This is a genomic window from Pseudomonas sp. ZS1P83 (assembly GCF_054897825.1).
In genome coordinates this window covers 2,707,855-2,732,046 of the sequence record NZ_CM142706.1, presented here as the reverse complement: position 1 = coordinate 2,732,046, position 24,192 = coordinate 2,707,855, and the positions used below count along the sequence as shown (strand labels likewise).

Below are 24,192 nucleotides of genomic sequence, written 5' to 3'. Positions count from 1 at the left end.
GCCTCTAGGGACGCTCTGCGTTCCAATGGGACGCGGAGCGTCCCGGGCTGCATTCCCACGCGGAGCGTGGGAATGATCGGGTGTACGGCGTCAGCGTTTCACGGCAACAGGCTTGTTCAACTCCGCCCGCTTACTCAGCAAATCAAACACCGCCGGATACGCCGGCCGTTCGACATACCGCCCGGCGCCACGCTCGGCCCGCAAATCACCATCCGCCCAAACCACCCGGCCCTGGCTGACGGTGTGGCTCGGAACACCGCGCACGGTCTTGCCTTCGAAGATGTTGAAGTCCACTTGCTGATGATGAGTCTTCGCCGAGATCGTGCGCGTACCTTCCGGATCCCACAGCACCAGGTCCGCATCCGCACCGACGCGAATCGCCCCTTTGCGCGGGTAGAGGTTGAAGATCTTCGCGGTGTTGGTGGAGGTGAGCGCCACGAAGTGCTGCATCGACAAACGCCCGGTGTTCACGCCTTCATCCCAAAGCACCGCCATGCGGTCTTCGATACCTGCCGTGCCATTCGGGATCTTGCTGAAATCGTCACGGCCTGCGGCTTTTTGTTCGGCGCAGAAGCAGCAATGGTCGGTGGCGGTGGTGTGCAGGTTGCCCGATTGCAGGCCGTGCCAAAGCGCCTCTTGATGGCCGCGAGGACGGAAGGGCGGGCTCATCACGTAACCGGCGGCGGTCTGCCAGTCCGGGTGTTGATAGACACTGTCGTCCAGCAGCAAATGCCCGGCCAGGACTTCTCCGTAGACTTGTTGACCCTTGCTGCGGGCGTAGGTGATTTCGTCGAGGGCTTCCTTGGTCGAGACATGCACCAGGTACAGCGGCGTGCCTAGCGTTTCGGCGATGCGGATCGCCCGACTGGCCGCTTCACCTTCAACCTGCGAAGGGCGGGACAACGGATGCGCTTCAGGGCCAGTCATGCCCTGGGCCATTAACTTGCGTTGCAGGTGATAGACCAGCTCACCATTTTCCGCATGCACAGTCGGCACTGCGCCCAATTCCAGACAGCGCTCGAAACTCGCCACCAGGGTGTCGTCGGCCGCCATGATTGCGTTCTTGTAGGCCATGAAGTGCTTGAAGCTGTTGACACCGTGATGATTGACCAGCTCGGCCATGTCCTCACGCACCTGTTCGCTCCACCAGGTGATCGCGACATGGAAACCGTAATCCGACGCTGACTTCTCGGCCCAGCCGCGCCACTGATGGAACGCTTCCATCAAGGATTGCTGCGGATTGGGAATCACAAAGTCGATGATCGACGTGGTACCGCCGGCCAGACCTGCCGCCGTGCCACTGAAAAAGTCCTCACTGGCCACCGTCCCCATGAAGGGCAGCTGCATGTGCGTGTGCGGGTCGATGCCGCCGGGCATCAGGTATTGGCCGCTGCCGTCGAGCACTTCGGCACCCGCCGGAACATCAAGATTTTCGCCGATGGCTTTGATCACGCCGTCGGCGCAATAGACGTCGGCGCGATAACTTTCATCGTGGGTAATAACGGTGGCACCACGGATCAACAGAGACATTCCGAGTTCCTCGCAGGCAATGACCGACTTGTGCCGGTTCTAAATGTTTTATATGAAGCTGACGCAAACAGGTGTATTCCTGTCAGCGCTGTCAGGAATAAAAGCTAGTCTGAGTTTAAGGATTGAGCAAGAATATTTTTTATAAGTTTATATCTGTTTTAACGTATTGATATTTAAGGTTTAAATTGTTAAATCAGCAAAATGGTGAGGGCTCTCACCATTTTGACGCACTTGACAGGTTCTAAAAATAGACGAGATTTCTTATGTGAAATCAGCCGGTTGAGGATGGTCTATGGTTGATGCGCGACGTTGAAAAAAAGAGGTATGCACCAGATTGAGTCCTGACTGTTTGGACAACTTGCCTGGCATTCGGCCTGAGTGAACACGCAAGTCACCGGTGACTCATCAAGTATGTAAATAAAACTGATAACCATCAGTTGGTTACAAAGTTTTTATGGAACTGCCCGATGCGCAAGCGGGGTAGCCGGCACGCTTATTGATGCCCCCAGCCCCTGATGAGCAAAAATAATCAAAAGAACAGTGGAGCGGCCATGCAACAGATCAGATCGCAAGTGACCGAGCGCAACGGCTTGTTTGAGCTCGAAGCCGGCAGTGACGTCCTCGACAGCCCCCGTTACAACCACGACATGGCACCGACCAAGGTGCACGAACGAACCTGGAACAAATGGCACATCACCGCGTTATGGATTGGCATGGCGATCTGCGTGCCGACCTACACCCTCGGAGGCGTACTCACCGCCTATTTTGGCCTGAGCGTCGGCGAAGCACTGCTGGCGATTCTGTTCGCCAACATCATCGTACTGATCCCCCTCACCCTGAACGCTTTTCCCGGCACCAAGTACGGCATTCCGTTTCCGGTGTTACTGCGTTCGTCCTTCGGGATTCTCGGCTCCAACATTCCGTGCCTGATCCGTGCGCTGGTAGCGTGTGGTTGGTTCGGCATTCAGACGATGTTCGGCGGACTGGCCATTCACCTGTTTCTCGGCTCGGTGTTCGAGGATTGGAAAGCCCTTGGTGGTATTGGTGAAGTGATCGGCTTCATGGTGTTCTGGGCCTTGAACCTGTGGGTGGTGATTCGCGGTGCGGACTCGATCAAATGGCTTGAAACCCTCTCGGCGCCGTTGTTGGTGCTGGTGGGCGTGGGCCTGCTGGTGTGGGCCATGCCGAACGTGTCGATGACCGAGTTGCTGGCGATCCCGGCCAAACGTCCGGAAGGCGCCAGCGTGGTCAGTTACTTTGCCGCCGGGTTGACCGCCATGGTCGGGTTCTGGGCCACCTTGTCCCTGAACATTCCGGATTTCAGCCGCTATGCGAAAAGCCAGAAGGATCAGATCGTCGGGCAGATTATCGGCTTGCCCCTGACCATGTTCCTGTTTGCTTCCCTTGGCGTGGTGATGACGGCCGCCTCGGTAAAACTGGTGGGCGTCACCGTCTCCGATCCGGTCACCCTGATCGGCCATATCCAGAGCCCGGTCTGGGTCGCGTTGGCCATGGCGCTGATCATCATCGCCACGCTGTCGACCAACACCGCGGCCAACATTGTTTCGCCGACCAACGATTTCCAGAACGTCGCGCCCAAATTCATCAACCGCACCACAGCGGTGTTGCTCACCGGCCTGGTCGGCTTGGCGCTGATGGCCCATGAGCTGTTGAAGAAGCTCGGATTGATCGTCTCGGATTTAAGCCTGGAGACGGTGTATTCCAACTGGCTGCTGGGCTATTCCAGTCTGCTGGGACCGATCGCCGGGATCATGGTGGTGGACTATTTCCTGATCAAGAAACAGCAACTGGATTTGGCTGGGCTCTATCGCGATGACGTTTATCCAGCGTGGAACTGGTTCGGTTTCATCGCGTTTGGGGTGCCGGTGGCGCTGACGCTGCTGTCGCTCGGGAGTGACGCATTCAGCTGGTTCTACAGCTATGGCTGGTTTACCGGCTCAGCGCTTGGCGGGCTGATTTATTACGGGTTGTGCTCGATGCGCCCCAGCCCGTCTGTTGCGAAATCTGCGGTGTGAGTACCGGCCCCTTCGCGAGCAAGCTTCGCTCCTACACGGAGTACACGACTCTGTAGGAGCGAGCGGTGCGGCGATCCGACTTGCCCGCGAAGACGGCCTCAAAACCACCAAAGAAATGCCTGAAGAAACCTATAACAACTGCCTGAGGAGATCATCATGAACGCTGCCGTAGACGTTCTGCAGTCCACCCATCAGCACATCAACCGCGACCGCTTGTGGCAGTCGCTCATGGACCTGGCCAAGCTCGGCGCCACGGTCAAGGGCGGGGTCTGTCGCCTGGCCCTGACCGACCTCGACCGCCAGGCCCGGGACATTTTTGTCAACTGGTGCGAGGAGGCCGGTTGCACGGTCAGCATCGACGCCGTCGGCAACATCTTCGCCCGTCGTCCGGGCCGCAACCCGAACCTTCCACCGGTGATGACCGGCAGCCACATCGACACCCAACCCACCGGCGGCAAGTTCGACGGCTGCTTCGGCGTACTGGCCGGCGTCGAGGTGCTGCGCACCCTCAATGACCTGGGCGTGGAAACCGAAGCGCCGCTGGAAGTGGTGGTCTGGACCAACGAAGAAGGCTCACGCTTCGCCCCCTGCATGATGGGCTCCGGTGTGTTCGCGGAAAAATTCACCCTCGAAGAAACCCTGGCCAAGGTCGATGCCGAGGGCGTCACCGTCGGTGAAGCCTTGAACGCCATCGGCTATGCCGGCGAGCGCAACGTCAGTGGTCATGCCGTTGGTGCCTATTTCGAGGCGCATATCGAACAAGGCCCGATCCTCGAAGACGAACACAAAACCATCGGTGTTGTGATGGGCGCCCTCGGCCAGAAATGGTTCGACCTGAAACTGCGCGGCGTGGAAGCCCACGCTGGCCCGACGCCGATGCACCTGCGCAAGGACGCCCTGGTCGGCGCCGCGGTGATCGTCGGTGCGGTCAATCGCGCGGCCCTCGGTCATCAACCCCACGCCTGTGGCACCGTCGGTTGCCTGCAAGCCTATCCCGGCTCACGCAACGTCATCCCCGGCGAAGTGCGCATGACCCTGGACTTCCGTCATCTGGAACCGGCGCGCCTGGACTCGATGATTGCCGAAGTCCGCGAGGTCATCGAAACCACCTGCGAGGAACACGGCCTGACCTTCGAACTCACACCCACCGCCGACTTCCCGCCGCTGTACTTCGATAAAGGCTGTGTGGACGCGGTACGCGGCGCCGCCCAAGGGCTGGGTTTGTCGCACATGGACATCGTCAGCGGAGCAGGGCACGACGCAATCTTCCTCGCCGAACTCGGTCCGGCCGGGATGATCTTCGTGCCGTGCGAAGGCGGCATCAGCCACAACGAAATCGAAAACGCCGCGCCGGATGATCTGGCGGCCGGGTGTGCGGTGTTGTTGCGGGCAATGCTGGCGGCGTCGGCGGCGATTGCCAGTGGTCAATTGGCAGTTTGAAACGCAAAAAAATCGTAGCCGCCGGCAACACTTGCGCCGCCGAAGGCTACGATCTCTTGACATTGACCTGGCGAGACGACTTAACGACGCGCTTGCAACACTCTGAATATCAACATCCCCGCCAGCATGGCAATCGCAAATACCCACGCCTGCCAATGCCCCGTCGGCAACAGCACCAGCGCCGGCCCGGGGCAGATGCCCGCAATGCCCCACCCGACCCCGAACAGTAGGCTGCCACCGATCAAGCGTCGATCCAGTTCACGACTGACCGGCAACTGCATCGGCGCCCCCAGCAACGACGTGGATTGTTTCATGGCCCAGTGAAATGGCACCCAGGCCACGGCAATCGCCCCGATCATGACCAGCGCCAGGGATGGGTCCCACAAACCGGTTATATCGAGAAACCCCAGCACTTTGGCCGGGTTGGCCATACCGGCCAACAGCAGGCCGATGCCGAACAACAGGCCGGCGAGGAAAGCCGTGAGTTTTTTCATGTTCAAAACCCCAACAGATGGCGCAGGACAAACACGGTCACAAAGCCCGCGAACATGAAGCTCAACGTCGCGACGATGGAGCGTGGTGACAGCCGCGAGATACCGCACACCCCATGGCCACTAGTGCAACCAGAGCCATAACGGGTGCCGATCCCGACACACAATCCGGCGATGATCAGCCCCACGGTACCGGTCTTGAATTCGATGGCCGGCCACACCTGAAACAACGCCCACAACAGGGGGGCCGCCAGCAGTCCGAGGATGAAAAAGGCTTTTTCGACCCGTCCCGAACCACCCGGCGCTAGCAGACTGCCGAGTAATCCGCTAATCCCGGCGACCCGCCCATTGGCCACGAGCATCACGCTGGCCGCCAAGCCGATCAACGCACCTCCTGTCAACGCGGACCAAGGAGTGAAATGCAGCGTATCCAGCATCATGGCAACTCTCCAGGCAGGTAAAGCACAGCATTAAACCGCTCTTTGACTTGAGCTTAGGGCAGCCGCCGCGAAAAGGATCTACGACCAAAAAATCACAGGTACTGCCGGCGCGTCACAAACTGTAGTGCTATTTCGTCATCTCGTTGAATCCCTTAAACAGTGGAGCAACACGATGTCGTCCAACACCCAACCGATTAACCTGCTGCAATCCATTCCTCAAGTCTTCGAAAGCCTGACTCAGGTGCATGTCACCCTCGACAATCACGACCTGCCAGCGAGGCTGAAGCATTTGATCCACCTGCGTGCCTCGCAGATCAACCAATGCGGTTTCTGCGTGAAGATGCACACCCGCGAGGCCCGTGAAGCCAATGAAACCAACGAGCGTCTGGACCGCTTGATCGTCTGGCGTCACGTCAGTGATTTCACTGCCGCTGAGCGTGCCGCCCTGGCCTGGACCGAAGCCCTGACCGTACTCGACGAAAAGACCGACTACGCCCGCCTGCGCGGTGAGCTGCGCGAGCATTTCAACGACGTCCAGATCGGTGCCTTGACGGCCGAGATCGGCATGATCAACCTGTGGAACCGTTTGCAGGTATCGAGGCACTGATCGATGAATTCCGCTGAAAACGCCGCCGCTGTGTTCGAGCAGCGCCGGCCCTTTTTGCTCGGTCTGACGTATCGCATCCTCGGCTCGCGCGCCGAAGCCGAGGATGCAGTGCAAGAGCTGTTCATCAAATGGCTGGAGGCCGATCGGGCCTCCATTGCCACGCCGGCCGCCTGGCTGACCACGGCGTGCACCCGGCACTGCATCGATCTGCTGCGCTCGGCCCACAAGTCGCGGGTTGATTACGTCGGCACCTGGCTGCCAGAACCGATTCACACCACCCATCAGGATTCACCCGAACACAGGCATGAACTGGCCTCGTCGCTGTCCACCGCGTTCCTGTTGTTGCTGGAACGGCTAACCCCAAAGGAACGTGCGGCGTATCTGCTCTATGAAATTTTCGACATGGAGTACGCGCAAGTCGCGGATGCGGTCGGGGTTCAAGAAACCGCCTGCCGCAAACTGGTGTCCCGGGCGAAAGCCAGCCTGGGCAGCGGACACACTCGCTTTCAGCCGGAACCGGCTCGTCAGGACCAATTGCTCAGTGCTTTCCATAGCGCCATCGCCAGCGGCTCGACCTCGTCCTTGACCGCGATGCTCGCCGAAGATGTCGAACTCTGCGCTGACAGTGGCGGCAAGGCCTCGGCCATCCGCGAAACGTTGTCCGGCATTTCCAGTGTGCTGGATTTCATTGCTCAGTCGTTGCACATCTATTGGCAGGCTTGCGAATGGTTGCCCTGCGAAATCAATGGCGCCCAAGGCGTAATCATCAAGGCCGACGGGATCATCACGGCATCGATGACCTTTGGTTTTGACGACGCGGGGCGGGTGAGCCGGATTTTTATCATGCGTAACCCGGAGAAGTTGGCGAGGTTGCAGGATTCGTTGGATGTGCAGTGACTCAGTGCAGGCACTGATCGTTCCCGCTCTGCGTGGGAATGCCTCAAGGGACGCTCCGCGTTCCAGCTTTCGAAAGGGACGCAGAGCGTCCCGGGCTGCATTCCCACGCAGAGCGTGGGAACGATCGAGCGGGTGAAGACCTGTAGGAGCGCGTGGTGTAGAGGATGCTTGCTGCACTATCCCAACCCCACGCGGTCGTAATCTTCACAGGGCGGCGCATGAATGCGTCGCCGCACGCATGGAGATCCAATGAGCCCGGACGTCCTGACCACTGAAACCAATCGTCGTCAGTTGCAGCAGATTATCGCCGGCCTGTCCGATGGGGTGATTCTGCTGGAGCTCGACCAGACTCTCCTCTGGGCCAATGATGCCGCATTGGCCATGCACGGGGTCGAGCAGCTCAGCGAACTGGGGGCGAATGCCAATGAGTACGCCAAGCGCTTCGCCTTGCGTTATCGCAATAATCATCCGGTTCAGGCCGACAACTATCCGATCAGCCGTGTCGCCCGAGGCGAGACCTTCAGTGATGTCTTGGTTGAGGTGACGCCCGCGGACGACGAAGCGCGCCCCTGGGTCCACAGTGTGCGCAGCATGATACTGACCGACAGCGCGGGCGAGCCGGAGTCGCTGGTGTTGATCATGAACGATGTCACGGAGTGGGCCAGCGCCGAGCAGCGTTTCGAAAAAACCTTCAATGCCAACCCGGCGCCGGCTGTGATCTGTCGCCTCAGCGATTTGCGCTACATCAAAGTCAACCCGGGCTTCCTGGAGATGACCGGCTATGCCCGTGATCAGGTGATCGGCAGTTCGACCTATGAACTGGACATACTGGAAGGGGCCGAAAACAAAGACCTGGCCAAGCAGCGTTTGCGCGAAGGGGCGACTATTCCGCAAATGCAGGCCCAGCTACAGTTGCCAGAAGGGGGCAGCAAACAGGTGATCGTCGCCGGCCAGCCCCTCGAGTTGAACGACGAAGCCTGCATGCTGTTTTCCTTCGTGGACATTGAGCCCCGGCATAAGGCCGAAGTCGCCCTGCGCCAGAGCGAAGAACGGTTCGCCAAGGCTTTTCGTCTGACTCCGGTGCCGATCCTGGTGTGTAACGCCAGCGATCAGGTGGTGATGGACGTCAATGAAGCCTTCCTCGATACGCTCGCCTATCCCAGTGAGGAAGTGCTCGGCAAGACTGTGGCGCAGATCGATTTTATCGATGACACAAGCGCTCGCACGCGACTTTTTGCGGCACTGGAAAAAACCGGAAGTGTGGATCGTGTCGATGTTCGGGTACGCAAGAAAGGCGCCCAGCTGATCGATTGCGCGGTCTCGGCCGACACCGTGAACATTCAGGACAACCCCTGCTACCTGCTGGTGTTTATGGACATCACCGAGCGTAAACGTACAGAGCTGGAGTTGGTGTCGGCGATCGAAGAGGTGATGAAAGACGCCTCCTGGTTCAGCCGCACGCTCATCGAGAAGCTCGCTAACGTGAAGAACGTCAACTCGCCGCAGTTGCCTAGCGTGTCTCTCACCGACCTGACCTCCCGTGAACGCGATGTGCTGGGGCTGATCTGCGAGGGCCTGGCCGACAAGGAAATCGCCGCGCGACTGAAGCTCGCGCCCAACACTGTGCGTAACCATGTGTCGACGGTGTATTCAAAACTCGATGTGCACAGTCGCAGCGAGGCGATTGTCTGGGCTCGCGAGCGCGGTTTGTTCTCCAGCGAGTGGCGGCCCAAGGCCTAGCGTTAGGTGCAAATGCACTACCCGAAGGGGTGCAAATGGATGTTCTGGGCGGGTGCGCCAGTTCTTAGGCTGTGAGGGTGCGATACAGGTCTTCGGGTATCGCGTCCCTCTTGAGAACAGTTACAGGAACCGCAGGATGATTTACGTGGCGCGATTGCGTATGCAACTGGAGCGGAGTTTTTCGCCGTTGGCCTGTGACTGCAGTGTTACGGGTGATAATTCGCTGACGGTGAAGCTCTATCATCCGGTGTCGGGGCAGGTGGATCTGGTGGTCAGTGGGTTGAGCGTAAGCAACCTTACAACACCGGAGGCGGTGGCGGTGTTGATCGAAGAGCTGCGGTATGAGCTTGAGAGCAATACGTTGCATCGTCGCGAGACTTCCTAGGTTCTGTACGAAAAGTAATGTCGCAAACACCGCATGGCACAAGCCAGTGAGACCATCGCCGAGAAAGCGCAGTGGCACAGGATTGGAATCGCCGCCTGGCTCTGATGGCGGCGAATTCTACAGAGATAGAGATTTCTAGAACAACTCATCCAACTGTTCGAAAAACTCACGTTTCACAGGGTGGTCAGGCTCGCCCAGCCCTTTGAGAAAGTCACTTGCTGCATTTTGTGAGACATTTTCGCGCAGGTTACGATGGACGAACGCGATGTCCAACCAGCGATCCGCGATACCGCCACGACCCAGGTCGATGAAATGCAGTTGGTCATGTGCATCGACGAAAATATTAGTGTCACAGAGGTCGCCATGACTGAACCCCCATTCCTCGCTCGGTAGCGTGGCGTACAGGCGGGCCAGTAGTTCCTCGGGTGTGCTCAGGTTCGTCCACTGTTGAAGGTCGTACTCTTTCTCACACAGATCACGCGCGACCAGATACTCCAACTCATTAAGGCGCAACGAAGCACTTGCGTCGAACGGGCAATCGGCGATGGGCACCGCTTGTAACTGACGGAGTGCATCGCGAAATAGCTCTAACACTGCGCCCTGATCGTCGTTGCGCGCTTGTATCGGTTCACCTGGCACGCAGCGTGTGATCATGAACTCGCCTTCGGCGCTCTCGGCAACGACTGCAACCTCGGGCACACTTAGATGGCCATCCAGCCATTCCAGCACGCGAGCTTCACGCAAGACGCTGTATGTAGTGGGCGCATAGACCGCCGCGCAAGCTTTAAGAAAGAAGCGTTCATTCCCTCGGGTGAACCCGTAAACGCTGCAGGGAGACTCACCGATTTCGTCGGCTACAAGTGTGGTATCGCCAATAAATTGAGCAATTACCTTGGGTACTTCGAATGGCATCTGCAATTACATGTGCTCGGTACATTGGGTTCAAGGTGACACACAAACAGGTTTTACAGCGAACATAGCGCCTTTGTTTGAAATGATGTTTCAGGAGATTTCGTACAGAGCCTAGGAACTGCCGGGTTTTGCTGGCGGTCGTACAAGGAATACGAAAGTATTTTTTCTGTGACCGGTCCGCGTGTTCGCGGTGAGGGTGTTGGGTGTTGGGTCGCGGAAATATGTCGATCACTTACCGCGGGTCAACCTATGAACAGTCTTGGGAAACGCGTTTTTGCTCCACTGTCGTTTACACTCTGCGTTGCGATTCTGGGGGGGTGTGCCAGTCCTCCGCCGCCACCTCCCGCCGCGCCGCCTCCACCTCCTGTGCGCACCTGCCAGACTACCGAAAACACCGATGTGCAAGGCGATATGAGGGCTGAGGGGCAGGTGACCCGGGAAACGACGCTCACTCGTTGCGTCACTCAGTAAGCACTCATCCACTCATGGGTACCGCCAGCGGCGCTGTCTGCTGGCGGGTTTCACCCGCGTTTCGCTCAGACTTCCTCGATCCTGACCCACCGCGACTCCCGCGCGGCCAACCGGATCGCCGTCGCCAGACGTTCGACTTCCCACGCCTGCTCGAAGTCCGTTCCGCCCTGGCCGACCCCGGCCAACGCCATCACCAGATCATGGACCTCCAGTGTCTTGAGTTCGTTGTAGCCGAGCTGATGCCCTGCCGCCGGGCTGAACGCCGCATAACCCGGAAGGTTCGGCCCTGCGAGCAAACGTTGGAAGCCGTCCTGGCCGGCACGAAACAGACGCAGTTCATTCAGTCGTTCTTGATCGAACGCCAACGTCCCCCGCGTGCCGCTGATTTCAAAACTCAGGTGATTTTTGTAGCCGTGCTTGAGCCAACTGCTGCTGAACGTCCCCCGGGCGCCGTTAGCAAATCGCAGCAAAGCGTGAACCTGATCATCGACAGCAATATTGCGTTGTTCCGGGCTGCCAGCCGTGGCGGGACGTTGCCGGTGCACGGTCTGGGTGTCGGCGCTGACTGCCTCGACATCTCCCACCAGATAACGGGCCATGGCTAACAAGTGACTGCCCAGATCGGCCAGTGCACCGCCGGCATGATCGGCATCGCAACGCCAGGACCAGGGTGATGCAGGATCGGCCATGAAGTCTTCGCTGAATTCACCCTGGAAACTGATGATCTGGCCCAAGTCGCCGTTTTCGATCAGCTCCCGGGCGAGCCCGATCATCGGGTTGTGTTGATAGTTGTAACCCACCCGCGTCACCACACCCGCCGCTTTGGCCGCCAGGCGCATGGCGTCGGCCTGTTCCAGATTCACCGCCAACGGCTTTTCGCAGTACACCGGTTTTCCGGCGGCGAGGGCGGCCATGGCCATGGGGTAATGCAAGTGATTGGGCGTGGTGATAGCGATCAGATTGACCTTGGGGTCATCGATCAGTTGCTGCCAGTCGCTATGCGCGGTGTCGAAACCCCAGGCATCGGCGCAGTGGCGGGCGCGCTGCGGATCGGCGTCGGCCAGGGCCGCAAGTTTAAGCTTGAGGGGCAGTTCGAAAACCGCGCTGACGTTGCGAAACGCCAAGGCATGGGCGCGGCCCATGAAACCTGTGCCGATGAGTCCGATACCGAGTTCGCGCATAGCCGGGGTCCTTTTGGAATTTTGTTTTCAGGAAAGGCTATTAATGGAATAAATATTCACTTATTGCAAATAATAGAAAATAAGTTCTCATGTGTGATCGTTCCCACGCAGAGCGTGGGAACGATCGATAACAAAAAAAAGGCAGCTCTAAGGCCTAATGCCGATCAGTTAAGCCCTTTTGCTTGACCTTTGGCCGCAAGAAATCAAAATCCGATGCCTGTATTGGCATCGGATTTTTTTATGCGTCTCGCTCGGGCACTGGAACTGACCCACAACATCGTCTCCACCCCCAACTCAATTGAGGGATTGAATTCCTTGCTCGATCCTTCTTTGGTCGAGCAGGCACTTGAACAGGCAGGCGTTGCGACTTTACGCAAGCGGCGCTTGCCGTTGGAAATGATGCTTTGGTGCGTGATCTCCATGGCGTTCTTTCGGCGCATGTCGGCGTGGGATGTGGTCAGCCGCATGAATATCATGCTGCCGGGCCAGCGCCCGTTGGTGGCACCCAGCGCGGTGGTTCAAGCCCGTCAGAGATTGGGCAGCGAGGCTGTACGACAGGTCTTCCATCTGACTCAGAAAAGTTGGCATGAGGCGGCCGCTCATCCGACTTGGGCCGGTTTGCGCTTACTGGGTGTCGACGGTGTCGTCTGGCGAACACCCGATACGCCGGAAAACCGTGCACGTTACGACTCCGCCAGTAACCAGCATGGCGACACTGGTTTTCCGCAGGTGCGCATGGTCTGCCAGATGGAGTTGACCAGCCATTTGCTGATCGGCAGTGCGTTTGACGGCTATCGCAGCAACGAGATGAAGCTGGCGGAGCAACTGATCGAGACCACGCCCGATCACTCGTTGACGCTATTTGATCGTGGTTTTTATTCGTTAGGTTTACTGCATCAATGGCAGCAGGCAGGGATCGAACGTCACTGGCTGATGCCGCTGAAAAAAGGCTCGCAGTACGAAGTGCTTCAGCGTTTGGGGCGCCAGGATGCGGTTGTCTCATTAAACACTTCGCCGCAGGCCAGCAAGCAATGGCCGGGGCTGCCGGAGCGCCTGACCGCGCGACTTCTGAGCAAAACCGTCAAAGGCAAGGTGTGTCAGATCCTGACCTCAATGGCCGACCCGCTGCGCTTTCCATCCGACGAAATCGTCGACCTGTACAGCCAGCGATGGGAAGTCGAATTAGGGTTTCGGGAGATGAAACAGACCTTGCTCAACAGCAGTTATACGTTGCGTAGCAAGACGCCCGAGATGATCGAGCAGGAGCTGTGGGGGGTGTTGTTGGGCTACAACTTGTTGCGCTATCAGATGGTGGAGATGAGTCGTCACTGTCCAGGTATTTACCCATGCGAAATGAGTTTTACCGCCTGCACCTGGGCGATTCTCGGGTTTATCAACAGCGTCTCCGCCGACCGTTCCGGGAACATCCCCAAGTACCTGGCTGAGTTGCATGCCTCAGCCCCGCACTATGTCCTGCCGCATCGGCGAGAGGAGCGTATTTATCCTCGGGCCATCCGGCTTAAATCACCGAAGTATCCGATCAGAAAGAAAAATGCCAGTCAGCTTAACTGACTGGCATTAGCCCTAAGGCCGCCTTGTGTTCATCCGGTAAATCGGTTCAGGACAGGAACCCCCCATCCACATTCAACGAAACCCCAGTCGTGTAGCTCGATGCATCACTCGCCAGATACAACACCGCTCCCGCCATTTCACTCGGATCCGCCACACGCTTGAGCGGAATCTGCTGCAATGCGGCGTTCAAAATAGCCTCGTTTTTTACCAACGCCGAAGCAAACTTGGTGTCCGTCAGCCCAGGCAACAGCGCGTTGCAGCGAATACCGAACTGCGCGCATTCCTTGGCGAAGACTTTGGTCATGTTAATGACGGCAGCCTTGGTCACCGAGTAGATGCCCTGGAAAATTCCCGGCGAAATGCCGTTGATCGAAGCAACGTTGATGATGCTACCGCCGCCGTTTTCGCGCATCAACTTGCCGGCTTCCACTGACATGAAGAAGTAGCCGCGGATGTTCACGTCGACGGTTTTCTGGAAGGCGCTGAGGTCGGTGTCCAGCACGTTGCAGAACTGCGGGTTGGTCGCGGCGTTATTGACCAGAATGTCCAGGCGCCCGAACTGCTCACGGATGCCAGCGAAGACCTGGCTGATCTGCTCCATTTCACCGATGTGGCAAGCGACGGCGGTGGCTTTGCCGCCGGCGGCGATGATCGCGTCGGCCACGTGCTGGCAGCCATCGAGTTTGCGGCTCGAGACGATCACGTGGGCGCCTTGCTGGGCCAGCAGTTTGGCGATGGCTTCACCGATGCCGCGGCTGGCGCCGGAGACGAAAGCGATCTTGCCGTCGAGGTCGAACAACTGAGTCTTGGACATGGTTTTTCCTTGTTGTTGGGGCCAGGGAATGTAATCAGAGCCGCGCGGATCAGAGGCTGGATTTCTGGATGACTTGCAAGCTCATTTGCTCCAGCAGTTTGTTCATGTGAATGAACTGCGCGAAGCGTTTGTCCTGGGTCTGACCATGGAAGAAGCGGTAGTAGATCTGCTGCACGATGCCGGCCAGGCGGAACAGGCCGTAGGTGTAGTAGAAGTCGAAGTTGCCGATCTGGATGCCTGAGCGCTCGGCGTAGTAATCGACGAACTCGCGGCGAGTCAGCATGCCCGGTGCGTGGCTCGGCTGGCGGCGCATCAGTTGCACCGGCGCCGGGTCATCGGCTTCGATCCAGTAGGCGAGGGTGTTGCCCAGGTCCATCAGCGGGTCGCCGAGGGTGGTCAGCTCCCAGTCGAGCACGCCGATGATCTGCATCGGGTTATTCGGGTCGAGGATCACGTTGTCGAAGCGGTAGTCGTTGTGGACGATGCTGGAGGTCGGGTGATCGGCAGGCATCTTGTCGTTGAGCCAGGCTTTGACCACCTCCCACTTCGGCGCGTCCGGGGTCAGGGCTTTCTCGTAGCGGTCGCTCCAGCCTTTTATTTGCCGTGCAACGTAACCTTCGGGTTTGCCAAGGTCGCCCAGGCCATAAGCCTTGTAGTCGACCCGGTGCAGTTCAACGAACTTGTCGATGAAGCTTTTGCACAGCGTTTCGGTTTGCGCCGAATCAAGACCCAGTTCCGGCGGCAGTTCGGAGCGCAGGATGATCCCGTTGACCCGTTCCATCATATAGAACTCGGCGCCGATCACCGATTCATCGGTGCAGTGCACGTAGGCTTTGGGGCAGTACGGAAAACCGTCGCGGAGCTGATTGAGAATGCGAAATTCGCGGCCCATGTCATGAGCGGACTTGGCCTTGTGCCCGAACGGCGGCCGACGCAGGACGAACTCCTGTTCGGGGTATTCCAGCAAGTAGGTGAGGTTCGAGGCACCGCCCGGAAACTGGCTGATTTTCGGTAAGCCACTCAGGCCCGGAATGTGGGCCTTGAGGTACGGATCGATCAGGCTGGCATCGAGTTCTTCACCGGTGCGGATACGGGTGGACTGGTCATTAAGCGCCATGCTTATCCCTTCTACTTATTCTTGAGGCCAGAGACTATTGGCTAATCTAATGCGCACACCCGGCACCCACAACCACGAACAGCCCTTATAGGTGAGCGTGTTGCCGGGCAATCATTGTTTTTGATACGGCTGTTTGAATGGTCGTCAGTTCACGCTTATCGACGCTGGCAGGGCAATCGGGGTCAATACCGGATCTCCGGAGAAAAACGCTATCAGGTTGCGACCTACCAGTTCCACAGTGCCTTGAGTGGCTTCTGGAGACAGACCGGCGACATGCGGGGTGAGAATCACATTGGCCAGCGCCTTGAGCGCATTGGGCACCTGGGGTTCTGCGTCGAAGACATCCAGCGCAGCGCCGGCAATTCTGCGCTGCTCAAGCGCGCTGATCAGGTCTGCAGTGACGATCACGCTGGCTCTGGCAATGTTGACGATGAACCCGTTGGGCCCCAGGGCGTCGAGTACTTGTCGGTTGATCAGGTGTTTGGTGCCCAGGCCACCGGGGGTGGCAATGATAAAAAAGTCTGAGGCCCGTGCCAGCTCGGTGGGCGTCGAGCAGAAGCTGTACGGCACGTCGCTGCGATGTTGGCGGTTGTGGTAACTGACCGTCATGTCGAAGCCCTTGGCGGCGCGTTTGGCGATGGCCATGCCGACCGCTCCGAGCCCCAGGATGCCCAGGTGCTTGCCGGCCAGGGAAGGGCGCATGATTTTTGGCCACTCACCCCGGCGCACGGCGGCATCGCAACGGGGAATGTCACGCACCAGCGAGAGCAGCATCGCCATGGCATGGTCCGCGACCGAAGAGGCATTGACGCCGGCGCCATTGGTGACAGTAATTCCCCGGTTGGCGGCGGCTTGCAGGTCGACGTGTTCGTAGCCGGCGCCGATCACGCAGATGATCTTCAGATTTGGCAGGGCCGCGATTTCATCGGCATACAAGCCCAATGGGCCGCGGGTCAGCACTGCATCGATCTGGGCACCATGCCGTGTGATGGCCTCGGCGCGCTCGGCAGGCGTGGGCGCCAGAATCAGGTGAAAGCCCTGATGTTCGAGAATCGGCAGGTAATCATTAATGGTTTCAACCAGTACCAGAACGGTTGCAGGCATGCTGGGCTCCTGTGGGCATGGGAAAGTCGGGGCTCGAACGTCGCTTCAGATTGCTGATTGCGCAATGGTTTGGCAATCACCAAAGGTCACAGGCACATGGCCCGCGACCTCAGTGTAGGAGCGTTCGGCGGCTCTTACACATCCACAGTGCTCAACACTTTTGCAAATGCACCGTTCAACGTCGCGTTATGGTGTTCGATGATCGACCGGGCTGGCAGCGCCGGTGTGTCCATGCAGGTATGCGCATCGGCCACGAGTATCGGTTTAAACCCCAAATCGGCCGCCGCTCGGCATGTGCTGTCGATGCAATATTGGGTTTTCATGCCGGCGATGAACACGTCATTGACTCCGCTAGCCCGCAGCTGCTCCGTCAGCGCGGTGGCGTAAAAGGCGTTGGGTCTGGTTTTGTCGAACAGAATGTCGGTGCTGGCATCCAGATCCAATGCGGGCAATAACTGCCAGAAAGGGCTGCCGACTTCGATGGGCGAACCTTGGGGGCCGGTATGGCGCACCGCGAAGATCGGCATCTTGCGTTCCCTGGCCTGACGAATGAGTCGCTGGATGTTCGCCAGTACCCGTTCACCGTCGTAGGGTTTTTCCGGGCCGTGGAACAGACCGACCTGCATATCGATGATCAACAGCGCTGATGACATGGGTGTTTCTCCTTGGGGTGCGTACGAAAAGTGCCGAACGGACGGGAGAAACAACAAGGCCCCGTCCATTGCTGGCGGGGCCTTGGGTTTACTGCGCTGTGTTTATCTCAGCCAGCCACCGCACGACCCGCCGGAAGCGGTCGTGGTGGTGCGTGTGAGGTTCAGCGCAGGAATGTTCATGAGGCCGATCATGCGGTCGGCGTCGCGGGTGTGTCAACGGGCGTGTCGGAGGTGAGAAAGGTTCGAGCCGCGTCGAGAATTTCGTCGGACAAGGCGTCACCACGGGTAGCGCGGGACAGGGTCAGGGCGCCGTCCATCAGCGAATAGTCCACCAACGCTTTTTGCCGATTGACGTCGGGCTGACCCGCGCCCATCAGCGGTGCCAGCAGCTGCAGCAATGCCTCGAGCCCTTGGGTGTAGGTCTGATCCGCATAACCACTCCTCAGCTAAGTCTTTGCTTCTGCTCATTAATCCCGGACAATCGCGCCCCTGTTTCGGCCAGGGCGCTGCCTGTCGGGTTTTTCCGACTCGTCCTGACCGGGTAGCAACTGACCGAATGCGGAGATCCCACCGGATGAATGATCGGGCCAATAGCGTCGACGAACGCTATGTAGCGGCGGCACCAGCGACGCTTGAGAGCTGGAATCGCCATGACACCACCTGGATGCTGGGCCTGTTTGGCACGGCCATCGGGGCTGGCACGTTGTTTTTGCCGATCAACGCGGGTCTGGGCGGCTTCTGGCCGTTGATGGTCCTGGCGGTGTTGGCGTTCCCCATGACTTTTTACGCACACCGTGGCCTGACACGCTTTGTGTTGTCCGGACGCGAAGGCGCGGACATCACTGAAGTGGTGGAAGAGCACTTCGGGATCAAGGCCGGCGCGCTGATCACTTTGCTGTACTTCTTCGCGATCTTTCCGATCCTGCTGATCTACAGCGTGGCCTTGACCAACACCGTGGGCAGTTTCCTCGAGCATCAACTGCACATCATGCCGCCACCGCGCGCCGTGCTGTCGTTCGTGCTGATCCTCGGCTTGTTGGCGGTGGTACGTTGCGGCGAGCAAGCGATCGTCAAGGCCATGAGCCTGATGGTTTATCCGTTCATTGTTGCGTTGCTGTTCCTCGCGGTGTTTCTGATTCCTCACTGGAACGGCGGCATCCTCGCCACCGCTTCGACGCTGCCAGAACCGTCGGCACTGCTGCACACGCTGTGGCTGGCGATTCCGGTGATGGTGTTCTCGTTCAACCATTCGCCGATCATCTCGGCGTTCGCGGTCGACCAGAAGCGCCGTTACGGCGAGCACGCCGAAGAACGCAGCTCACAGATTTTGTCCCGCGCTCACGCCTTGATGGTGGTGATGGTGCTGTTCTTCGTCTTCAGCTGCGTGCTGACCCTGTCGCCGGCGCAATTGGCGGAAGCCAAGGCGCAGAACCTGTCGATCCTGTCGTACCTGGCCAACCACTTCAGCAACCCGACCATCGCTTTTGCAGCACCATTAATTGCGTTTGTGGCCATTTCCAAGTCGTTCCTGGGTCACTACATCGGCGCCAGCGAAGGTCTTAAAGGTCTGATCGTGAAGACAGGCAAGCGCCCGGCGCCGAAGACCCTGGACCGCATGACTGCCGCCTTCATGCTGGTGGTCTGCTGGATCGTCGCCACGCTGAACCCGAGCATTCTGGGGATGATCGAAACCCTCGGTGGCCCGATCATCGCCGCGATCCTGTTCCTGATGCCGATGTACGCGATCCGCAAGGTGCCGGCCATGGCGCGTTATCGTGGTCAGGCTTCCAACGTCTTCGTGACGGCGGTGGGCCTGGTGGCGATCTCGGCGTTGATCTATTCGCTGACTGCCTGATTGGGCAAAACAACGGCCGTACTGTGCATACCGCACAGTGCGGCCGTTTTTTTTGCCTGGCGTAAAGTTCGGCACCTGACCCAGAACACACATCCCGTGGGGATTAGCGACTAAGCTTGAGGCTGCATTAGCGCGTCGTAGAGCGTTTGCCGGGGAGTTGCTCCGGCCTGTCAATCTTTCTCTGGAGACGCTTCATGGCTCGAGCCCACGGCGCATCGGCGCAACCCGTTGCCGATAGGCCAAACCGTTGGCTGGATGTGTTGGCCGGGCTGTCGATTGCCGGTTTGTTGTTACCTGAGGCGGTCGCCTATTCAAGCATTGCTGCGTTGCCGCCTCAGGCGGGTGTGATTGCGTTATTTGCCGGTCTACTGTGCTACGGACTGTTCGGCACCAGTCGTTTTGCCATCGTTTCTGCGACGTCGTCTTCGGCGGCGGTGCTGGCCGCCGCCACAGCCACTTTGGCCAATGGTGATTCGGGCCTGCGCATAACCCTCGCGATTGGTCTGGTGCTGGTGACGGGTGGGTTTTTCCTGCTGGCCGGTTTGTTCAAGCTCGGCAGCGTGACGTCGTTTATTGCCAAACCGGTGCTACGAGGCTTTGCCTTCGGCCTGGCAATGACGATCATCCTCAAGCAAGTAGCGAGCATCGTTGATGTGCACTTGAGCAACGGCAACCTGATCCGTTTCGTGCCGCAACTGCTTGAGCAGTTACCGCAGTGGAACCGGGTTGGCGCGCTTGTAGCGGTCGTGTCCTTGCTGGTGCTGTGGCTGTGCGCGCGGGTCAGGCGTTTGCCGGGTGGCTTGCTGGTGGTGGCGCTCGGCATCGCGGCCGGCCAATGGCTGAACTTGCCAGCCTATGGGGTGAAACTGATCGGCGTGATCGACCTGAGCCTGGAAGTGCCTCGTCTTCCTGTGTTGCCGTTTACCGACTGGTTGCGCCTGGGAGAATTGGCGTTTGCCATGGTGATGATTCTGTATGCCGAGTCCTACGGATCGATCACCTCGTTTGCGCTCAAGCACGGCGAACGTGTGTCCTCGAACCGCGATCTGATGGCGCTCGGTGCGGCGAATTTGTTGTCGGGCCTGTTCCATGGCATGCCGGCGGGCGCTGGTTACTCTGCGACGTCGGCCAATGAGGCCGCGGGTGCCGGATCGCGTCTGGCTGGTGCGGTAGCGGCGGGGGTGGTGTTGCTCATCGTGTTGACGGTGTTGCCCTGGATTGCCCTGACCCCCGAGCCGGTGCTGGCGGCCATCGTCATTCATGCATTGGCACGCGGCTTGAGCCTGCAGCCCTTGGGTCGGTATTTCATCTGGCGCCGCGACCGTCTATTGGTGATTTGCGCGGTGGCGGCGGTGCTGGTGCTGGGTGTGCTGGACGGTTTGTTGGTGGCAGTGGTGATCAGCGTGGTGCTGATGTTGAAACAGATGTCGTCGGCGGATATTCAGGTGCTGGGGCAAATGGGCGGTGGCCATGATTTTGTCGACGTGCAGCGCCATCCCCAGGCCATCGAGATCCCCGGTGTGCTGATCGTCAGGCCGAGCGAGGCGCTGTTTTTTGCAAACGTGGAGCGCATTCTGGGCGGCGCACTGCGTCTGGCCCGACATGCATCGCCACCGATTCATACGATTATTCTCAGTCTGGAGGAGTCTCCCAACCTGGATGGCACCAGCATCGAGGCGCTGGAGGCGTTCTTTATGCAAGTGCGAGCCGAGGACAAACTGCTGATTCTGGCGCGGCTCAAGCACGAGGTTAAAGCGGTTCTCGCGCTATTGCCGACGCAGGAGCTGGAGCAGGTGATTCTCAGCGGCCTGAGCGTCGACGGTGCCGTGCAACAAGCCCGCAAGTCGAACGCATAACCTGTGGGAGCGAGCTTGCTCGCGATATAGGTGTATCAATCAACATTGATATTGAATGTAAGGCCGCTATCGTCGGAACGCCGCCCGGAGCAAGCTCGCTCCTACAGGGGTTGGTGCAAGTCTTGCGAGCATAAAAAAACGCCGCTCATCTCACGATGGGCGGCGTTTTTTATGGCGTTGTAACGTTAGGCTTGAACGACCGGGATGTTGGCGTTCGCAGCAGCTTCACGGAACTCGGCGATCTGGTCGAAGGACAGGTAGCGGTAAACATCGGCCGCCATGCTGTCGATCTTGCCAGCGTATTCCATGTACTCCTCGACGGTCGGCAAGCGACCCAGGATGGAAGCAACAGACGCCAGCTCAGCCGAAGCCAGGTAGACGTTCGCGCCGTCACCCAGACGGTTCGGGAAGTTACGGGTCGAAGTCGACACAACTGTCGAGTTCGGCTCTACACGTGCCTGGTTACCCATGCACAGCGAGCAGCCTGGCATTTCCATGCGAGCGCCGGCCTTGCCGTAGATGCCGTAGTAGCCTTCTTCGGTCAGCTGGTGAGCGTCCATTTTGGTCGGCGGCGACAGCCACAGACGGGTTGGAAGCTGACCTTTGACCTGGTCCAGCAACTTACCGGCAGCGCGGAAGTGACCGATGTTGGTCATGCACGAACCGATGAACACTTCGTCGATCTTCTCGCCAGCAACGCTGGACAGCAGACGGGCGTCGTCCGGATCGTTTGGCGCGCAGAGCACAGGCTCTTTGATGTCGGCCAGGTCGATTTCGATGACTTCAGCGTATTCGGCGTCAGCATCGGCAACCATCAGCTCAGGGTTGGCAACCCAGGCTTCCATCGCTTGGGCGCGACGTTCCAGAGTACGTGCATCGCCGTAGCCTTCGCCGATCATCCAGCGCAGCAGGGTGATGTTGGAGTTCAGGTACTCGGTGATCGAGTCTTTCGACAGCTTGATGGTGCAACCGGCAGCCGAACGTTCGGCCGAGGCGTCGGACAGCTCGAAAGCCTGTTCGATGCTCAGGTTGTCCAGGCCTTCGATTTCCAGAATGCGGCCGGAGAAGGCGTTCTTCTTGCCTTTCTTCTCGACGGTCAGCAGGCCAGCCTGAATCGCGAAGTAAGGAATGGCGTGAACCAGGTCGCGCAGGGTGACGCCCGGTTGCATTTTGCCTTTGAAGCGCACCAGGATCGATTCCGGCATGTCCAGCGGCATAACGCCGGTGGCTGCAGCGAACGCAACCAGACCGGAACCGGCCGGGAACGAAATGCCCATCGGGAAACGGGTGTGCGAGTCACCACCGGTACCGACGGTGTCCGGCAGCAGCATGCGGTTCAACCACGAGTGGATGATGCCGTCGCCCGGACGCAGGGAAACGCCGCCGCGGGTCATGATGAAGTCTGGCAGGGTGTGGTGGGTGGTCACGTCGATCGGCTTAGGGTAAGCCGCGGTGTGGCAGAAGGACTGCATCACCAGATCGGTCGAGAAGCCCAGGCACGCCAGGTCTTTCAGTTCGTCACGGGTCATAGGACCGGTGGTGTCCTGAGAGCCGACGGTGGTCATTTTCGGTTCGCAGTAGGTGCCTGGACGAACGCCTTTGCCTTCTGGAAGGCCGCAAGCCTTGCCGACCATTTTCTGTGCCAGGGTGAAACCCTTGCCGGTGTCAACAGGTGCTTCAGGCAGTTTGAACAGATCGGTAGGGCCCAGGCCCAGCTCGGCACGGGCCTTGTCGGTCAGGCCGCGACCGATGATCAGCGGGATACGACCGCCAGCACGAACTTCGTCCAACAGAACCGGAGTCTTCATTTCGAAGGTGGTCAGGACTTCGTCAGTGCCGTGTTTGCAGACTTTGCCAGCATGCGGATACAGGTCGATCACGTCGCCCATGTTCATGTTGGTCACGTCGAATTCGATCGGCAGTGCGCCGGCATCTTCCATGGTGTTGTAGAAGATCGGAGCGATTTTGCTGCCGAAGCAGAAACCGCCAGCACGCTTGTTCGGGACGTGAGGAATGTCGTCGCCGAAGAACCACAGCACCGAGTTGGTCGCCGATTTACGCGACGAACCGGTACCGACCACGTCACCGACGTAGGCGATTGGGAAACCGGAGTTGCGCATTTCTTCGATCTGCTTCATCGGACCGGTGACGCCCTGGGTGTCAGGTGCGATGCCTTCACGGGCCATTTTCAGCATGGCCAGGGCGTGCAGCGGAATGTCCGGGCGGGACCAGGCGTCCGGAGCAGGGGACAGGTCGTCGGTGTTGGTTTCGCCGGTGACTTTAAACACGCGCAGGCTGATCTTGTCGGCCAGGGTAGGGCGGTTCTGGAACCACTCGCCGTCAGCCCAGGATTGCAGCACGCCTTTGGCGTGAACATTACCGTTCTTGGCTTTTTCTGCGACGTCGTGGAAGGCGTCGAACATCAGCAGGGTGTGCTTGAGTTGAGCTGCAGCAACAGGGGCCAGTTCGGCGCTGTCGAGCAGGTCAACCAGAGTCACAATGTTGTAGCCGCCCTGCATGGTGCCGAGTAGTTCAACAGCGCGCTTCTTGTCGATCAGAGGGGAGGTGGCTTCGCCTTTGGCCAGGGCAGATAGGAAGCCGGCCTTTACATAGGCCGCTTCGTCCACACCAGGCGGAATGCGATTAGTGATCAGGTCAACGAGGAAAGCTTCTTCGCCAGCCGGGGGATTCTTCAGCAGCTCGACCAGGCCTGCAGTTTGTTCGGCGTTAAGCGGCTGGGGAACGATACCCAGTGCTGCACGCTCTTCGATATGTTTGCGGTAGGCTTCAAGCACAGTTATTACCCTCATCAGTGGTCCCAAATGGGTGTCCGGGACGCTCATCCCGAAATTGCCGTACTCATGCGCTGCGTGGCGTTGTGGGCCACTTGGCCAGAATTACCGGCAATTCCTTACAGAAGCTGCTTTCAAAGTTTTACGCCTGCAGAACGGGGAGCTGATGAGGGTTGGCGTAGAGCTTTTCCCCGCTGGAAAAACTCTTCGCCAACTCCGCCCTGAAGGAACGACTGTGCTCGTGACGCTTTGAAAACAGCTTCTAACGGACATTGGCGCCTTAAAAGGCTGGCTGATTC

General features: G+C 58.8%; 20 protein-coding genes. 9 read left to right on the top strand and 11 right to left on the bottom strand.

All coding sequences use genetic code 11. The features are described 5' to 3' along the window. Positions 1-90: 90 nt before the first annotated feature. A complete protein-coding gene (gene hydA / locus ACYZT0_RS12955; protein WP_462046168.1) occupies positions 91-1,530 on the bottom strand; it encodes a dihydropyrimidinase in 1,440 nt (479 codons plus the stop codon). 551 nt (positions 1,531-2,081) lie between these two features. On the opposite strand from hydA, the gene ACYZT0_RS12950 reads away from it, so the two are divergent. Further along, a complete protein-coding gene (locus tag ACYZT0_RS12950) occupies positions 2,082-3,566 on the top strand; it encodes an NCS1 family nucleobase:cation symporter-1 (RefSeq protein WP_462046167.1) in 1,485 nt (494 codons plus the stop codon). Positions 3,567-3,722: 156 nt separating this feature from the next. After that, entirely contained in the window at positions 3,723-5,006 is a 1,284-nt protein-coding gene (locus tag ACYZT0_RS12945) for a Zn-dependent hydrolase (protein ID WP_462046166.1), read from the top strand. 80 nt (positions 5,007-5,086) lie between these two features. On the opposite strand, the gene ACYZT0_RS12940 is transcribed toward ACYZT0_RS12945, so the two are convergent. Then, entirely contained in the window at positions 5,087-5,500 is a 414-nt protein-coding gene (locus ACYZT0_RS12940) for a DUF6691 family protein (protein ID WP_462032259.1), read from the bottom strand. Between the two features lie 2 nt (positions 5,501-5,502). Beyond that, entirely contained in the window at positions 5,503-5,937 is a 435-nt protein-coding gene (locus tag ACYZT0_RS12935; RefSeq protein ID WP_462046165.1) for a YeeE/YedE family protein, read from the bottom strand. Positions 5,938-6,109: 172 nt separating this feature from the next. Here ACYZT0_RS12935 and ACYZT0_RS12930 point away from each other — a divergent pair, with 172 nt between their 5' ends. The 4 genes from ACYZT0_RS12930 to ACYZT0_RS12915 all read left to right on the top strand — a co-directional run bounded on the left by ACYZT0_RS12930 (position 6,110) and on the right by ACYZT0_RS12915 (position 9,566). Then, complete coding sequence (locus tag ACYZT0_RS12930) at positions 6,110-6,544, top strand: carboxymuconolactone decarboxylase family protein (RefSeq protein ID WP_462046164.1); 435 nt, start codon at positions 6,110-6,112, stop codon at positions 6,542-6,544. A 3-nt stretch (positions 6,545-6,547) separates the two neighbouring features. After that, positions 6,548-7,441 (top strand): RNA polymerase sigma factor SigJ, encoded by an 894-nt coding sequence (sigJ, locus tag ACYZT0_RS12925; RefSeq protein WP_462046163.1) that lies wholly within the window; start codon positions 6,548-6,550, stop codon positions 7,439-7,441. A gap of 249 nt (positions 7,442-7,690) precedes the next feature. Continuing rightward, a complete protein-coding gene (locus ACYZT0_RS12920) occupies positions 7,691-9,181 on the top strand; it encodes a PAS domain S-box protein (protein ID WP_462046162.1) in 1,491 nt (496 codons plus the stop codon). Between the two features lie 136 nt (positions 9,182-9,317). After that, positions 9,318-9,566, top strand: coding sequence for a DUF1652 domain-containing protein (locus tag ACYZT0_RS12915; protein ID WP_462046161.1), 249 nt, complete (start codon positions 9,318-9,320; stop codon positions 9,564-9,566). Positions 9,567-9,701: 135 nt separating this feature from the next. Here the strand turns inward: ACYZT0_RS12915 and ACYZT0_RS12910 are convergent, their stop codons facing one another. Both ACYZT0_RS12910 and ACYZT0_RS12905 read right to left on the bottom strand, forming a co-directional pair. Continuing rightward, a complete protein-coding gene (locus ACYZT0_RS12910) occupies positions 9,702-10,478 on the bottom strand; it encodes an APH(3') family aminoglycoside O-phosphotransferase (protein WP_462046160.1) in 777 nt (258 codons plus the stop codon). 536 nt (positions 10,479-11,014) lie between these two features. Beyond that, the gene (locus ACYZT0_RS12905) at positions 11,015-12,130 is read right to left on the bottom strand and encodes a Gfo/Idh/MocA family protein (RefSeq protein WP_462046159.1); all 1,116 of its coding nucleotides are present in this window, start codon (positions 12,128-12,130) and stop codon (positions 11,015-11,017) included. A gap of 240 nt (positions 12,131-12,370) precedes the next feature. Here ACYZT0_RS12905 and ACYZT0_RS12900 point away from each other — a divergent pair, with 240 nt between their 5' ends. Beyond that, positions 12,371-13,702 (top strand): IS4 family transposase, encoded by a 1,332-nt coding sequence (locus ACYZT0_RS12900; RefSeq protein WP_462046158.1) that lies wholly within the window; start codon positions 12,371-12,373, stop codon positions 13,700-13,702. Between the two features lie 46 nt (positions 13,703-13,748). Here the strand turns inward: ACYZT0_RS12900 and ACYZT0_RS12895 are convergent, their stop codons facing one another. The 5 genes from ACYZT0_RS12895 to ACYZT0_RS12875 all read right to left on the bottom strand — a co-directional run bounded on the left by ACYZT0_RS12895 (position 13,749) and on the right by ACYZT0_RS12875 (position 17,788). Beyond that, entirely contained in the window at positions 13,749-14,516 is a 768-nt protein-coding gene (locus tag ACYZT0_RS12895; protein WP_462046157.1) for an SDR family oxidoreductase, read from the bottom strand. Between the two features lie 49 nt (positions 14,517-14,565). Continuing rightward, a complete protein-coding gene (locus tag ACYZT0_RS12890) occupies positions 14,566-15,633 on the bottom strand; it encodes a phosphotransferase family protein (RefSeq protein WP_462046156.1) in 1,068 nt (355 codons plus the stop codon). A gap of 144 nt (positions 15,634-15,777) precedes the next feature. Next, entirely contained in the window at positions 15,778-16,737 is a 960-nt protein-coding gene (locus ACYZT0_RS12885) for a 2-hydroxyacid dehydrogenase (protein ID WP_462046155.1), read from the bottom strand. Between the two features lie 134 nt (positions 16,738-16,871). Then, positions 16,872-17,390 carry a cysteine hydrolase family protein gene (locus ACYZT0_RS12880; RefSeq protein ID WP_462046154.1) on the bottom strand — a complete coding sequence of 173 codons (519 nt, stop codon included), beginning with the start codon at positions 17,388-17,390 and terminating at the stop codon, positions 16,872-16,874. 188 nt (positions 17,391-17,578) lie between these two features. Next, a complete protein-coding gene (locus ACYZT0_RS12875; protein ID WP_462046153.1) occupies positions 17,579-17,788 on the bottom strand; it encodes a hypothetical protein in 210 nt (69 codons plus the stop codon). Positions 17,789-17,964: 176 nt separating this feature from the next. Between ACYZT0_RS12875 and ACYZT0_RS12870 the strand changes: the two genes are divergently transcribed. Then, on the top strand, positions 17,965-19,245 hold the full coding sequence (locus tag ACYZT0_RS12870) for a serine/threonine transporter (protein ID WP_462046152.1): 1,281 nt from the start codon (positions 17,965-17,967) through the stop codon (positions 19,243-19,245). A 194-nt stretch (positions 19,246-19,439) separates the two neighbouring features. Further along, positions 19,440-21,101, top strand: a complete 1,662-nt coding sequence (locus ACYZT0_RS12865) for a SulP family inorganic anion transporter (protein WP_462046151.1) — start codon at positions 19,440-19,442, stop codon at positions 21,099-21,101. 185 nt (positions 21,102-21,286) lie between these two features. Here ACYZT0_RS12865 and acnB read toward each other — a convergent pair whose 3' ends face one another. Continuing rightward, entirely contained in the window at positions 21,287-23,896 is a 2,610-nt protein-coding gene (acnB, locus tag ACYZT0_RS12860) for a bifunctional aconitate hydratase 2/2-methylisocitrate dehydratase (RefSeq protein WP_462046559.1), read from the bottom strand. Positions 23,897-24,192 lie beyond the last annotated feature (296 nt).